We start from the raw sequence: 15404 nt of genomic DNA on the forward strand, positions 1-15404 counted from the left end.
GATGATTTGTGGGGGACGCCGAAGTATGCGGTGCCGCCGGTGTTGGGTGATGAGGGGGCGTTGTATGTGTTTGATGATGATGAGGATGACGACCCGAGGAGGGGCCGCTGATGTCTGACATCCGTGCTAATGGCAGTGCAGTGAACCCGTTTGAGCGCCCAGGCCCTCAAGGGGTGTCTACGGAAGCCGAAAAAGCCATGAAAGCGTTGAGTTTGGGTAGGGTCGGGGAGTTCAATTTCAACCCGCAAGACTTCGAAGCAACATATAAAAGACTATATGCGGTACACAAGAAGCTCCGTGATGAAATTTCAAAAATTAATAGTGATGCAATAAAATATGAAAAGACGAAAAAGGATTGTATGATTGTGGAAATTGAGCAATTCCGAACTGCTCTATTTGAAAAAAGAACAGAACTCGCTGCTGCATTAAATGCGCTGGACCGGAAGGTGTGCTCTTTTCTGAATGCAATGAATTCAGCCTATCAAAATTACATCAATGAAGAATCTGTTCAAAACTCGCGGTTTTTGAAGATGGATCCAAAATGAGGAATGAAAAAGAGTCAACAATGGCTTTACGTAAAATATCCTGCATCATATTTGCGGGCTTGGTTATGCTTGCTGCGTCGACGCCGTCTTCCCGTGCGGATCAAATACGGGATAGGCAGTGGTGGGTCGCTGGTATGGGAATTCAGAAAGCTCGCGAAATATCTAATGGGGATGGCGTTAAAGTTTGTATAATAGATAGTGGAATTGATGCGAAGCACCCAGATTTAGCTGAAGCTAAATTTATAGATGGGAAAGATTTATCAGGTGGGGGGCGGCCTGATGGACTAAAACCTTACGGTGACCACCGAGGGGACCATGGGACCGGCATGGCCGTGAACGTTGCGGGGTCTGGGCATGGTCCTGGTTTAGCTGATGGACTAGTTGGTGCAGCACCAAAATCAAGTATCATTAGCGTGTCATGGGGGCAAGAAGATGGCGGAGATAGCCCTATTGTTCGTGGTATTAGGTACTGTGCAGATGCGGGTGCAAAAGTAATAAATCTGTCAGTGACTGCTGGGTCAGCTAAAATTGGCGCCGCGGTTGCATATGCACAATCAAAAGATGTCGTTTTGGTCGCTGCAGCCGGAAATGATGGTGAGGAAATTGCAGCAAACTGGAGTGGAATGTTTGGAGTCATTCAAGTAGGTGGGGTTGATTCAAATTTTCAGAGAGATAGCTCATCTTCATGGGGTGGACCCCGAAAGAAACTTGGTGGAAAAATAACTTCAATGGGAATAGGCGTTTGCGGGCCCTTTGCGGAGTCATCAAACCCGCGTGTAAAAATTCCCCAAGCAACCATTAATGGAGCTTATAAAGAATCGATGGGAACGTCAGTTGCGGCATCTGTTGTTGCAGGAGCTGTGGCGACTGTAAGAGGAAAGTTTCCTGAATTAGATGCCCCGAATGTTATTAATCGAATCATTGAAACCGCAAAAACAACTGGTACGAAGGGGACTCCCAACGCTGACTGTGGGTGGGGTGTCGTGGATGTGTATGCGGCGTTGACAGCTATTGTACCTAAAGTTAATAATAATCCATTGGGACAAATGAGTGAAGGGTGCTACTCTGCCGACAGGGGAATTTTTAATGTGAAATCGATGGGGTTGTGGGATCCGTCGTATAAGCCTGATGCGCAGAGTCCGGCGAGGCCCAGTGGGTCGCCTGCAATGTCGGCTGAGCCTGCTGGTGGTGCCCCGGTGGGTCTGATTGTGGGTGTGGTGGGTGTGGGTAGCGCGCTTGTGGGTGGGGTGTATTGGTGGTTGCGGAGGCGGCGCGCGTGAATGTTGTGTCTCGGGTATGTCAGGGAGTGGTGGTCACGGGTGTTGTTTGGTCGGTGTCGGTGAGTCCGGTGTGGGCTGACAGTATCCGGGATCGGCAGTGGTGGGTGTCTGCGATGGGTATTGATAAGTCGCTTCAGATGTCGCAGGGGGAGGGGGTGAAGGTGTGTGTGGTGGATAGTGGTGTTGATCCGACGCATCCTGATTTGCGGGATGTGACGTTTGCGGGTGGGAAGGATATGTCTGGTGGTGGGGCGCCTGATGGGTTGAAGCCGTATAAGGATTATCGGGGGGCGCATGGGACGGGGATGGCGGCGTATATTTCAGGGACGGGCCATGGCCCAGGTAAGTCTGCAGGGATTATTGGGGCAGCTCCTAAGGCGACGATTATGAGTGTGTCGTGGGGTGATGGTCGGCATGATCCGATACCTGAGGCGGTGCAGTATTGTGCTGAGGCTGGGGCGAAGGTGATTAATTTGTCGATTGGGGGGAGTGGGGAGCAGTTAGCTTCCGCAGTGGCGTTGGCTGAATCTAAAGATGTTGTTTTAGTTGCCGCTGTCGGGAATGATGGGAAAAAGTTATTTGGGGGCTGGAGTGATATGTTTGGCACGATGATAGTAGGAGGTGTTAATCAGAATCTGCAACGACATGAGCTGTCGACCTGGGGTGGACCTAACCGTAATGAGTTGAAAGGGGTGTATTCGCAGGGTGTGGGGGTGTGTGGGCCGTTTGCGACGTCGTCTCGGCCGGAGGTGAAGGTGCCGCAGGCTGTTCCTGGTGGGGGGTATGAGGATGAGATGGGGACGTCGGTGGCGACGGCGGTGGTGACGGGTGTGGTTGCTGCGGTGCGTGCGAAGTATCCGGAGATGGATGCGGCGAATGTGATTAACAGGGTTATTAAGACGGCGAAGAAGAGTGGTAGTGGTCCTGTGCCGACCCCGGATTGTGGGTGGGGTGTGGTGGATGCTGCCGCGGCGTTGACGGCTGATGTTCCCAAAGTCGATTCGAACCCCTTGGGCCAACTGGATGATAAAGCAGAAAATTTAGAGAGAAATATTTTTAGGGTGAAGTCGATGGGGTTGTGGGATCCGTCGTATAAACCTGATGCGCAGAGTCAGGCGAAGCCCAGCGGGTCGCCTGCAATGTCGGCTGAGCCTGCTGGTGGTCCCCCGGTGGGCCTGATTGTGGGTGTGGTGGGTGTGGGTAGCGCGCTCGTGGGTGGGGTGTATTGGTGGTTGCGGAGGCGGCGCGCGTGAAAAATGACAGCGGAACGACTCACAAAATTAAGATTGATCGTCCAAGGCTGAGTTTCCTCCCTGCAAACCTAAAGCAAAGTCACTGCCGCCTTGACTGAGTCGTACCTTGAATTAAACGACCATCACCGTGTTGAGGGTGATACTGACACCGATGAGAGCCGCATAGTCAGGGCGTTATTCACGAGGCGTTAGTGACCCACCCCTTACTTAATCAAGTAAAGAGTCGGCTGAAGGCGCGTGGAACTGAAGGCGTAGCGGTAGCATGGGTGCATGGCCAACACTATGGTACACATTGGGACTGTCGTAGAAAATAGTCTGGGCTGGAGCCGAAGCATCTGGGATATCCCAGGGAAAGAGATATGGGAATTCGGCGATAGGGTACGCGAATGGGCGGCTGCGTTCGATTACGCAGACGTAATTCGCTCCCAGGCCACGTACTATGGGGGATGGCCCTCGGCTAATTTGGCGACGGTGGGCTGGGAAGGTGGTGTTGTCAGCAGCGCATTGCTATTCGAAGACCATATTTTGGGCAAGGACTCCATCAGTGATTGGTTCTCCGACGAGCAGTACCAACGAGAGAAACTACTGGTGGCGCGCATGGGTTGGCGTCGAGATGACAATCGGCCGGCTCTGAGTGAAACGCGAGCATTCCTTGCCGTGCAACTACCTAGGCTGCGTCGTTTGTTGCCGCTTCTTGACGCGGGTGTTATCAAACTAGCTCCCTCGGAGAAACTCTTGTGGCAGAGTCGCGATGACGTCAAGCGAGTCGCCAAACTGGTCTCAGGGGCCGCTCTCACCAATGCGCAGGAAATCACCAAGAAATTCGGCGCGCAGGAACTCCCGATAGACGACGATGTGCGCGGGTTATTTCAGTTTGCTGGAGGCGGAAATGATTGGGATATGGCTCGCCTCTACCTCAACCGCGCAGCGACTCATTTTGCTCGTGAGTACGTTCTAGCGTCATCCCTGAACGGCGTCTATTCATCGGTTTTCGATTTTGAAGAATACCTGCTTCGGTACGGACTTGGTGCGTCCGTGGCGTCCCAGATTCCCGTTGTCGAGGCGCTGCTTTCAAGCAGGATGCCTATGTTCAGCAATGTGAACCCGAAGTTGCTGGCCAGAATCCACGGTTCTGACGACTTCGAGGAATTTAGGGCCGACCTTGCGAAAATCTATGTGGGAATCCCTACCCGGGCCTCGAAAGCGGAAGTCCAGGCATACATTGACGACCGAGAGAAGACTCTTCTCAGGCCAATCGTCAAGCGGGCGGTGCAGGACGTGGATAGGGGGTTTCTCGGCAAGCTCGGCGTGGGGCTTAAGCCCACTATGTGGGGGCTCATTGGCGGCATAACAGGAGCTTTGGTCTCTGGTTCCGTCACCACCCTCGGGGCCCTGGCCGGAGCAGCGGTGCCACTTCTAGGGACTGCTATTGATTCAGCAATTAAAGAGCGCCCCCAAGGTTCTCGTCGCGTCTGGATGCGCTTGGTTCAACATAGTCGAAGTGTTGAACAGGAGATTCTCTATACATCACAACCACCGAGCGACCCCCCCGATGACACAACGGGTCGCCCATGGGGGCTTCCTCTCGCCAGCCCCTTATCACTCCAGGTGACCCCTGGACTGCTGCTGATGTGGCGCGAGCAGCCCTCAACCGGGGCAAACGCGGGTGGCTACTCGGGTGGTGCCTACGCACCCTGCCCCTGTGGAAGCACCCTCAAGTACAAGTTTTGTTGTTCGCGTGTCCCTGGCGCGACCGCACCCTAAGGCCCCTGCGTCACTTGCGGATTGGGGGATCGAGGAGACGTCTCCTGGGCGAGTGTCGGCCCGGGGCACACCAACGGCCCCTTTGACTACGCAGAAGAGATGGAGGAGACGCCTTCAATAAGGCCGGGAATTTCGGACTATCTCCGCATACGCGGGATAGATCAATGCTGGCCCGTATTCGGACGTGTGTCCTAAGGGCTACCCCCGCGTACGCGGGGAAAATACAGCTAGGACCTTGATGCCGCGCGGAGATTTGGGCGTACCCTCGCATATACGGGGAATTTATAGGCGGGGGCCTGGTATCGGTTTTTGTGGCGGTCGTACCCCCGCATACGCGGGAAATTCACTGGTGTCGCCGGAGACAATCTGGCTGGCATCGGTGTACCCCCGCATACGCGGGGAATTTCGAGGGTAAAACCGCAGGCCGGGAGCGGCTTTCGGCGTACCCCCGCATACGCGGGGAATTTTGACGGCGTGCAAATCGCACGCGCAATGGACATGGCGTACCCCCGCATACGCGGGGAATTTACGCGCCTTGACAGTCACTCCAGCAACGAGCACGGCGTACCCCCGCATACGCGGGGAATTTCCTCACGCGCGTCTCCTACGCCGCATGACCCGAGGCGTACCCCCGCATACGCGGGGAATTCCTGAGTCCGGTTGGAGTACCACAGTCGGACGAGGGCGTACCCCCGCATACGCGGGGAATTTCAGACGGGGCAGCGCCTCATCCACGTCACGATGGGCGTACCCCCGCATACGCGGGGAATTTTGTCACCCCCCGGGGGTGACACACAGTCACCCCGGCGTACCCCCGCATACGCGGGGAATTTAAAAGAGATGAATTCTTCTTCCTCCTCTTCCTCGGCGTACCCCCGCATACGCGGGGAATTTCATGCTGGGGTAGTCTACTCCAGGCTGCTCCAGGGCGTACCCCCGCATACGCGGGGAATTTACCGAGGCGTGGTGGTCATGGTCGTGGTCGTGCGGCGTACCCCCGCATACGCGGGGAATTTTATGACAGCTCAAGTGGTTATCAGCCTAGAGGAGGCGTACCCCCGCATACGCGGGGAATTTTTCCCCAGGATGTGCTGGCCTGTCACTCGACTTGGCGTACCCCCGCATACGCGGGGAATTTCACAATCCAGCTCGATGTACGAAACCGTAAAAAGGCGTACCCCCGCATACGCGGGGAATTTTGGATAGCTGTGACTGGCTCAACTAAATAATGTGGCGTACCCCCGCATACGCGGGGAATTTGTCGTCGCGCCCTGCAGGCCGCAGCCCGCGCGAGGCGTACCCCCGCATACGCGGGGAATTTGTGTGCGTGAGTCGTGGACGCGGTAACGCGGAGGGCGTACCCCCGCATACGCGGGGAATTTTTGCGCTTGATGCGGTGTGATCGTAGCGATGACGGCGTACCCCCGCATACGCGGGGAATTTGCCCGTCTCGCTGCTCACATGCCTGCCGCTGGCGGCGTACCCCCGCATACGCGGGGAATTTAGCCAGGTTGCTGTATCGTGTGACATGTTCACCGGCGTACCCCCGCATACGCGGGGAATTTTGGACCACGGGTGAGCACCGCAAACCCCCGCGTGGCGTACCCCCGCATACGCGGGGAATTTGAATCCTTGTTTGAATGCCCACGCGCCGAAAGCGGCGTACCCCCGCATACGCGGGGAATTTCAATGACCAGGGTTCCTCCGTTGGTGGCGTTGCGGCGTACCCCCGCATACGCGGGGAATTTTGACTTCTCGATGTAGCCTGAGCCTTTCATGCCGGCGTACCCCCGCATACGCGGGGAATTTGTCGCTCTCGTCATCCTGCCCGTAATCGGCGGGGGCGTACCCCCGCATACGCGGGGAATTTATCAAGTACTTGCCATCGTCCGCGATCAGGGCCGGCGTACCCCCGCATACGCGGGGAATTTCACGCTACAAGAGTGTTGGGGGAACACCATTTAGGCGTACCCCCGCATACGCGGGGAATTTGGTACATTTTCGTTCCGAGGAGATAATGAATAGGGCGTACCCCCGCATACGCGGGGAATTTCCCAGCGACAGTAGGAGGGTATAGCTTAGCATCGGCGTACCCCCGCATACGCGGGGAATTTTACGCCGCGAAGTTCGCCGTAATAACGTAAGACGGCGTACCCCCGCATACGCGGGGAATTTTCCCGGTCTTGCCTCTTGATGTCGACGCTCAGAGGCGTACCCCCGCATACGCGGGGAATTTAATAGCCTCGCAACCGTCAATGTTGAAGCGGTCGGCGTACCCCCGCATACGCGGGGAATTTGTTCTATGGGCGCGCCCGCGCGTATAGCAGGGCGGCGTACCCCCGCATACGCGGGGAATTTATTTTCATAATCTTGCATTCGATGGTGTGTTTAGGCGTACCCCCGCATACGCGGGGAATTTAAAGACACACAATGCGTTACGCAACAGTGTCATGGCGTACCCCCGCATACGCGGGGAATTTCGCCACCAACGCCGCCGACTCGACAGGCCACAAGGCGTACCCCCGCATACGCGGGGAATTTCGCACGGATCTCCGGCAAGGCGTATTACACTCTGGCGTACCCCCGCATACGCGGGGAATTTCCACCCCCAGTGTATAGGCCCGCCGTAGGGGTAGGCGTACCCCCGCATACGCGGGGAATTTACGGGCTTGGTGGTCCATTTAAAGCCGTAGATTGGCGTACCCCCGCATACGCGGGGAATTTGTCGTCGTCCTCGGCGCCGAATATTGGGCAAAGGGCGTACCCCCGCATACGCGGGGAATTTGGCCTCGGAGCTAGACAGTATGTGACACATGGCGGCGTACCCCCGCATACGCGGGGAATTTCAATTCTCGCTAAATCACAATATATGCTCAGTCGGCGTACCCCCGCATACGCGGGGAATTTCGGCCCGACCTGAGGGTCGGGCCGTTCTCTACGGGCGTACCCCCGCATACGCGGGGAATTTACAGTCGATACAGGTCTGAGTTGGTACTCATGAGGCGTACCCCCGCATACGCGGGGAATTTAGATCGATCGCCCGCCGCAGCCCATCGGCGGGCGGCGTACCCCCGCATACGCGGGGAATTTCAGAACATCTGTAAACTGCATTATTTACAGATAGGCGTACCCCCGCATACGCGGGGAATTTTCGGCGTGCTTGTGGCAGTAGCCAGCCGCCTATGGCGTACCCCCGCATACGCGGGGAATTTTGTTTGTAATAAAAGAGAAATAGCTTTTAGTAGGGCGTACCCCCGCATACGCGGGGAATTTCTGCGCTATATGATGCAAAACGTGAGTCGCCACGGCGTACCCCCGCATACGCGGGGAATTTATCATATCGGACGACCGTCCAACACGTGGCGTGGGCGTACCCCCGCATACGCGGGGAATTTACTGTCATTTTTTCATCTCCGTCGTAATGGTGGGGCGTACCCCCGCATACGCGGGGAATTTGTGCTCAGGATCTGCTTCTTGCTCCGGGCTTGAGGCGTACCCCCGCATACGCGGGGAATTTTCCAGCACAGCATTCAGTCTGTGGTGCCAACTAGGCGTACCCCCGCATACGCGGGGAATTTTATTGAGGTTCTTTCGTGGAACGGCGTTCTTGGTGGCGTACCCCCGCATACGCGGGGAATTTACCATACGGTCGAGCATGAGGCGTGCGACGTCCGGCGTACCCCCGCATACGCGGGGAATTTACCCGTGACAGTGGGGCCATCATCGTCAACTATGGCGTACCCCCGCATACGCGGGGAATTTTGTAAACTGCATTATTTACAGATGTTCCAACGAGGCGTACCCCCGCATACGCGGGGAATTTGCAGACCGACGACCAGCTGGAGCCGGGGCCTCCGGCGTACCCCCGCATACGCGGGGAATTTTCGATGAATCCCTGTATGATCTCGCATGGGAAAGGCGTACCCCCGCATACGCGGGGAATTTAGGGCGGCGGTGAGCGTTTCAGCAGAAATTGAGGGCGTACCCCCGCATACGCGGGGAATTTGACCCCAGGTGGTGGCGGTGTTCCTGTTCCTGCGGCGTACCCCCGCATACGCGGGGAATTTATCGGCGCACTGCTCGGGATGATCGGAAAAGACGGCGTACCCCCGCATACGCGGGGAATTTATCGTGATGTTTGCGGCCCTATGATGAGGTTTAGGCGTACCCCCGCATACGCGGGGAATTTGAGGTTTATTTCGTCGTAGGTGAATCCATGCGAGGCGTACCCCCGCATACGCGGGGAATTTACTTGCTGACCTGCGACGATGCTGACCAACTCGTTGGTTTTTCTTCACTTTGGCGTGGGCATCACCGGTGTCCACACCGACTCCTTGTCGAGTCGGGTGCGTTTGTAGCATTGCCAGGTGACTCTTTGACCTTGGGTGCGATGCGGTCCTAGACGCAGTAGCGCACCCAATGTCAGTACATCGCTGGGTTCTGCGGGACAGGGGAGGGTACAGGATTCCGTAGATGTGGTGCCGACCCCTGTGAGTGGGCCAGCTCCGAAAGCGCCCATTCCGAGCAGTGCGAGGGGTGAAAGGACTTGCCGGACCTGGCGTGCTTGATAGGGTTCGACGCCGCGGATCCCACCGTCGAGTGGTGGGCGGTCCATACCTCCGTCGCACTGTTGTTGTCGCCATCCGTGGAGGGGGTCAGTCAGTGCGTCCACGATTTCCTGGACTGTGGCAGCAAGATCACGTCGTGCCTCGTCTATGATCTCGAAAGCTCGGGCAGGGTAAGAGCTGTTGTTGGCAAAAGCGGGCACGACCAGTGGCAGATTGTCACCGTCCAACGGTGACGCATCCTGGGTGATAGCGCACACTGTTGATGCTCCCGCCCGGGCGGACTCGCGCACAATGCGTCGTACCGCCGTTGCTGGTCCAATTTTTTGATACTGCTCGGCGTAGCTTTGAGCGCTGGTCAACCATGCGCCATAAAAGTCGAATTCATCCCAGCGTGGCGAGCGCAATGCTGCTTCCACGGCGTCAGCCAGCGATAGGTTAGCGAACCACCGGGGTGCGCACAGGTCAGCTGGGTCGTCGCGCCAACACACGGCAGCTGGTTCATCGACGACCGACAGCAACCCGGCGACGGCGTACCAGCCGGTCATTGGACTGCTGACCAGTCCTTTCAGGAGTACACCGTCGCTGTTGGCGAGATCCGGCCCCAACGGGCGACTGCCTCGCGCTGCTGATGCCGCCTGCATCGGCGGCGATGACAGCGGCCCTTCGTGGGGGTGCGCCGAGGCGTACCAGTCAGAGAGACGCACCACCGATTCCAGATAGGCCAAGCCCCACGGCCCCCATTCCCGATTTAACCGGTCAAATACGGCGGCCCGACTGCCCTGCTCGTCTTGGGTGGGGTCCGAAGTGTGCGGGGTGCACGTCGATGCTAAGAATGGTCGGAACCGCCCATGATGGGCGCCGATTAAATGTTCGACCAGCTCATCGACACCGTCGCTGCGGGCTGCCGCCGCGCTGGCCCCTTCATGGCGCCATCCTGCCGGGTGGCCTACTGCCGCGGCGAACCGTCGGTCTGCCTGCGACCCGACATGTCCACGCAACGACTTAGCGACGGGCGATTCCAGGTCTGAATTGCCCAGATATCGTTGGAACGACGGATGAGCTTTTCCGTCGTCGTGTCGCCAGGTCGCAGCGGTGACCAGGTCAGCCACGCCCTTCGGCAACGAAGCTGCTGTGGCAGCGTCAGCGGCCACCGTCGCAGCTTGCGCCGCGTGGTCGTGCAGACTCTGCCGGGACGCCTGGACCCGAACCTGCTTTTCAACTGGGTTTTCCCAGGTCACGGTCACGATCTGGGTATCTGTGGCGTTGATTCGCCACTGCGAGGGCAGCCCCTGAGCGGTTACTTCGTCACTGAGTGTTTCGACGGTGACTTCGCTGTCAGCTAGCCGACCTGGAATCTGGTCCAGCCACGCCAGCACCTTTTTCTGCTTGTCCTTGTCGAAGCCGCGGCTGATCAGGAATGGTGTGAGTGTTGCTTTGGTGAGCGGCACCGTCACCGCCTGCCGGTAGATCCCGACCCGATGGTGCAGATCAGCTGCTATCACTGCCTGATCGGTCACCGGCACTGTCGATTCGGGGGCCCACCCCACTCCATCGATGTATCCGCCGCCCTGGCAGGTCAGCACGATGCTGTCACCCGGCTTTACATCCCGGGTGTGTGTGACCTGCACCCAGCCGGTGTCTCGACGTACCAGAGCGTGCGGCGACTGGATCTGACCCGAGTTGCCTTCCTCTCCGGGAACATTGACATCGGCGACCACGCTGTTCCGGCCTTTACCGACCAGGAAGTCACAGACTGAGGGGAGCGGCACCGCCACCTGTTCAGCAGGCAAGGGATCTAGCCCGGCGTGGACTGCCCCGAGGTCGGCGCGCCACGCGACTGACACGTCCAGGCTGCGCTGCTCGTCCGGTCCAGTGATGAACGCTGCCAGTGGCATGTCCCCGACCGGCGTCGGATACGTCGTGGTCATCGTCGGGGCGTACCCGGCGTGGAAGGTCGCCAGCCGTGGCGTGTCCGGCCAGCATTCGTGCGGCACGTGGTCCCGGCGGGCGAGTTGAGTTGCCAGATCCATCGGTACGACGGCGCCGCCACCGGCGAGCTTGTCGAGGTAGCGCTGAGTGGCGGCGACGCTCTCCGCGCCGTACACCTTCGCGGAGCCTGGCCGGACGACGACGGCCCCAGTGGTGGCGTTGACCGCGCCGACCAGGTGAGCCACCGGCATGATCGCAGTCGCATCGCGGTCGAGTCGCCCTAAACGTTGCACCAACACCGGGTACGGGCAGGCCTCCGTGACGAGGGTGTCGAAGGAGATGTCGACTCCCACTTCCAGGCATTGCGTCGCGACCACGGCAGTGGCATCACCCAGATTGAGCTGTGCCCGATCTGTGCCTCTCATCCTGGACGTCACCAACTGCCACGCCGGATCCGATTTCACGAGCGCCGCATGAACGGCTCGCGCTGTCGCGACCGTATTGACCATCACCCCGACAGAACCACCACCACTAGCCCGGGACCGTTTGGCGAGAGCGACGATCTCCTTGTCCACCAGGCGCGCCTCCACGGTGGTCAACTGCACCGGCTTGGCCCGGTGCAGCCTGGCAGCCACCGATCCGTCAGACAGGTCAGCCTGAGACAGGGAAAACACCTCCGACGGCGCCACCGGTGCCAGGTCAGTGTCCGCGACCACCCGGTCAGGGACCGTCGCGCCTACCAGGATCAGTCGACTCGCCGGGACCCCCACGTCTCGTGGCGCCTTGCTCTGCCATGACAACGCCGCAGACAGCGTGGCAATCGCCTGAGCGCTCAGATGCGGCTCGTCTAGAAGAAACAGCGTGTCGACACCGAGCAGGCCAGCATGCAGGGACCTGGTCCGTGGCGACACCCCGAACCCCCGGAACAGCAACCGACTCACCACCTGATGCGGTGTCGCCCCGACCACACAGCACCCTGTCGGACGCAACCAGTCGTAGCTGTCACCGACCTCCCCGTGGATCCGCTGCACCGCCAGCGGGACACGTCGCCACGGCCCTGCTAGCTTCCGCAACGCTTCAGCCACCGGCCGCAACACCGGATCAATATCAGGTCCGGTGAGTTGGGTAGCCAACATCGCCGCTGGGGCATGCACTTCATCCACGACTCGCCGTCGATCCACGACGTGCACTATCCGTTGCGGCATCGTCCGCGGCTTGCCCTGATCGACCTGGCGGGCCAAAGCCCACACCGCTATCAACACGGTGCTGCTCTTGCCCAGACCAGTCGGGACGTCCACAATCTTGGGGAAGTCGCCTTCCGCACATTGTTCAGCCAGTCGGGATTGCCATGGGTACGCCGCCCGTCCCGTCACTGCCTCATGAAATTGCGAATAGCTGGGAAATGCGCTCATCGTTTGTTCTCCTCCGGGACGAATAAGCCGAAGCCGCTGTCCCGAGACGCCCCCACCAATAACGGTCCCGCCACTTCATGGCTCAACGTCATCGACAGCCACCACAGGTCATTTCCATCACCGGGTTGACGGCAGCGATGCTGCCACCGCTCCACCGGAGATGAGGACACTGACCACGACTCCACGTCCGCGCCGTACGCCCCGACCCACCTGGGCAGGTGATAGGACAGGACCCGAATGTCGGGGAATGACCGCACTGGTGTCGCACTGACCCATCGTCGAGACGACTGACGCCACCTCGCCGTTTTCACCGCTCGCGCGGACGTCGGAGCCCCGGGATCCGCGAACAACGCTGGACTCCCGGCCCGAGCGCTCACCGCAGCCTCCACGGCCGCGCTGCTACCCACCAGTGGCGTGTCGACAAAGAATGCCAAGCCATGCCCCGACCCGTCACTGTGCTGAGATCCCGCGTTGACACAGGGAAATACCGACACCTCAGGCCACGATGCGGCGATCATCCGCCGTACCGCTCCTGCCGTAGCCATCGCACGCTGACCGGAACACCGCCGTGGAAACGGCACCACGACCAGGTCGTCACCGCCAACGCCAGCCACCTGGGTCGGGCTGTTTCGTGCGACATACCGCCACGCTGGCGCATATGCCGGAATAGGAGAGGGCACCGGGACCGTGGCTCCGCTGACCGTCAACTCATGTTTCAGGTCCATCCACGCCACAGACTGCGACGACCAACCCCGCGACGCCGGGCCCTCCCCAGCCGAGCCCTTTACCTGCCAGGTCACCTCGGGATATATCGGCTCCGTCGTGACGACAGACATGTCACACATGTCCTGGGAACGACCCAGATACGGCACCCGACGCGCAGCCCGATCCAGCGCCACCACATCAACACTGGATTGCGGATCGTCCACACTAAACACGATCCGTGGATCCGACAGATACACCGCATCCTGCGCTTTAGCAGTGCGATTATTCGTCGTTAAACCAACCATGGACAGGTCAACCCATCCGTTCAGATTCGCACGGGACGCGTGCCTAGAGCCAGGGGGGGAGCCCGTTTTCGACGTGTACGTCGCCGGTACGCCGCCACATACATCCCGCCCAGTGTGAATGCGTGGCGCAGGCAACGACACCAACGCTGTCAACGCCGCCACCGCATCCTCGTCCCGACCAGCGCCATGACAACCAGCCATCAACGCCTGCGCCAACCGCAATGGCGACGGCGGCCAGTCCGGGCTCCCATCCGACCTCAGACCGTGGAATGCGGGCTGCAACAGATCCACGACCACATGAACAGCACTCACGATGCGCTAGCCACAGTCTCGGTGGCATTTTTGAGGACCCGGTCGATAATCAAACCCACCTGAGCTGCGGAGAAGCCCACCGTCACCGGCTCCTGGAAGGCCAACCCCACCTGCTCCGCCGCCGCCACTGCCTGCTGCAACGCCTCGGCAAGCTCAGTCAGTGAAGGCACCGTCATATCCACTACCGTGCGGCTGCCATGACGCCGCCACCCCCACCGTTCGTCCACCGTCACGAGGTCACACCCTGACCTCAAAAAACCATCCTCGCCGCCCAACAGATGCCCCGCCATAGCCAGCAACACATACACCCGTTTCGCCGCAAAAGCCTTCGTGCCGTCCACATCATCGGGGTAACGAAACAGATCCAGTGCTCGCAGACTGATCGAGGCCTTACGCAGGATCAATTCACAGACAAAAGCGCGGTCTGTGACTGATGCCGGCACCTGTCCGAAACCGAGCTCTGCTGGTTTTTTGCCGCCTTTGTCCGTCAGGCCAATGCCGTCATCGCTGGTGGAGATGCTGCGAGCATCAGAGATCGTCCCGCCGGTGGGATCAAGTTTGGTGGCGCCACGTTGGAGTGAGACCGCTCCGTATCCGGTGATCTCGCAGGTGTAGGCGCGAGGGATAGCGTGTCGGCGGGCGGTGCCGGACGAGAGCCAAGCGCCATACACCGCCACATTAGGGGCGTACCCGTAAACCAGGTCGCCGCGTTCATGGGAGATGTTCAGCAGCACCTGTTTGATGTCGCTGTCATCGTCGGCCCAAATCTGTCGGCCATTGCCGCCGTCGGCGTATTGAAGCCATGAGTCAGCGGTGCGATGCGCGAGCGTCCACGAATTGACCTGATGAGCGAGGGATGCCTCAACATCAGCAACCCGTTGCGCAGTCAATTTTTTCTTCTCTTTTGTGGCAGCGACCGCTGACTCCACGGTGCCGGTAGCGGTGCCGGTGACGACGAAGGCAGGCAGGGTCAGGCCCAAGCGGTGTTGCTGCATGTAAGTGCCAGTTTCGTTGATGCCAGCACAGGCACCCACGGAGTTGACGACCACTCGACAGGCTCGGCGAGGAGTCTCCCTGCCGTCTCGGATCAGAAGGTGGTGCCATCCGGTGTCATCTGGGGCTGGGATAAACCCTGCTGCGGTGACAGCGAAGCGAGGGGATTTCTCACCGAGGGATTTGTCTGGGGCGTATGTCGGCGGGCAGATCGGTGTCCCTGCCCCGCTGGTGGGTTCCAGCTCGGATTCCATCACACAGGCCACGGTCTGCTCATCCTGTAATGCTGCGGTGATCTCGTCGTACAGAGGCATGGGGGCTCCTTCGGTGAGGGTGAT

7 protein-coding genes and 1 CRISPR repeat array are annotated in these 15404 nt (G+C 59.1%); of the genes, 4 read left to right on the forward strand and 3 right to left on the reverse strand.

Features of this window, described 5'->3' with window-relative positions; translation table 11 throughout:
• Positions 1–110: 110 nt before the first annotated feature.
• The 4 genes from KEM60_RS09850 (at position 111) to KEM60_RS09865 (ending at position 4842) form a co-directional block, all read left to right on the forward strand.
• The gene (locus tag KEM60_RS09850; RefSeq protein WP_219107334.1) at positions 111–545 is read left to right on the forward strand and encodes a hypothetical protein; all 435 of its coding nucleotides are present in this window, start codon (positions 111–113) and stop codon (positions 543–545) included.
• A 20-nt stretch (positions 546–565) separates the two neighbouring features.
• The gene (locus KEM60_RS09855; protein ID WP_219107336.1) at positions 566–1825 is read left to right on the forward strand and encodes a S8 family serine peptidase; all 1260 of its coding nucleotides are present in this window, start codon (positions 566–568) and stop codon (positions 1823–1825) included.
• The gene (locus tag KEM60_RS09860) at positions 1822–3078 is read left to right on the forward strand and encodes a S8 family serine peptidase (RefSeq protein WP_219107338.1); all 1257 of its coding nucleotides are present in this window, start codon (positions 1822–1824) and stop codon (positions 3076–3078) included. The genes KEM60_RS09855 and KEM60_RS09860 overlap by 4 nt, the downstream gene beginning before the upstream one ends.
• A 270-nt stretch (positions 3079–3348) precedes the next feature.
• Positions 3349–4842, forward strand: coding sequence for a YecA family protein (locus KEM60_RS09865; RefSeq protein ID WP_219107339.1), 1494 nt, complete (start codon positions 3349–3351; stop codon positions 4840–4842).
• Between the two features lie 134 nt (positions 4843–4976).
• Positions 4977–9092: direct repeats of the CRISPR family, unit length 28 nt; unit sequence GGCGTACCCCCGCATACGCGGGGAATTT.
• A 44-nt stretch (positions 9093–9136) separates the two neighbouring features.
• On the opposite strand, the gene cas3u is transcribed toward KEM60_RS09865, so the two are convergent.
• The 3 genes from cas3u to KEM60_RS09880 are packed head-to-tail and all read right to left on the reverse strand — an operon-like array spanning position 9137 to position 15380.
• Positions 9137–12751: a type I-U CRISPR-associated helicase/endonuclease Cas3 gene (gene cas3u / locus KEM60_RS09870; protein WP_219107341.1), complete on the reverse strand. Its 3615-nt coding sequence runs from the start codon at positions 12749–12751 to the stop codon at positions 9137–9139.
• The gene (gene csb2, locus KEM60_RS09875) at positions 12748–14073 is read right to left on the reverse strand and encodes a type I-U CRISPR-associated protein Csb2 (protein ID WP_219107342.1); all 1326 of its coding nucleotides are present in this window, start codon (positions 14071–14073) and stop codon (positions 12748–12750) included. Before csb2 ends, cas3u begins: the two co-directional genes overlap by 4 nt.
• Positions 14070–15380 (reverse strand): type I-U CRISPR-associated protein Cas7, encoded by a 1311-nt coding sequence (locus KEM60_RS09880; RefSeq protein ID WP_219107344.1) that lies wholly within the window; start codon positions 15378–15380, stop codon positions 14070–14072. The genes csb2 and KEM60_RS09880 overlap by 4 nt, the downstream gene beginning before the upstream one ends.
• Positions 15381–15404: the final 24 nt, after the last annotated feature.

It is taken from the genome of Austwickia sp. TVS 96-490-7B (assembly GCF_019331795.1).
Lineage (GTDB): Bacteria > Actinomycetota > Actinomycetes > Actinomycetales > Dermatophilaceae > Austwickia.

Excerpts from the sequence above, each read along its gene's own strand:
- KEM60_RS09850 (WP_219107334.1), top strand. The coding sequence starts at position 111 with ATGTCTGACATCCGTGCTAATGGCAGTGCAGTGAACCCGTTTGAGCGC.
- KEM60_RS09855 (WP_219107336.1), top strand. The coding sequence starts at position 566 with ATGGCTTTACGTAAAATATCCTGCATCATATTTGCGGGCTTGGTTATG.
- KEM60_RS09865 (WP_219107339.1), top strand. The coding sequence starts at position 3,349 with ATGGCCAACACTATGGTACACATTGGGACTGTCGTAGAAAATAGTCTG.
- cas3u (WP_219107341.1), bottom strand. The coding sequence starts at position 12,751 with ATGAGCGCATTTCCCAGCTATTCGCAATTTCATGAGGCAGTGACGGGA.
- KEM60_RS09880 (WP_219107344.1), bottom strand. The coding sequence starts at position 15,380 with ATGCCTCTGTACGACGAGATCACCGCAGCATTACAGGATGAGCAGACC.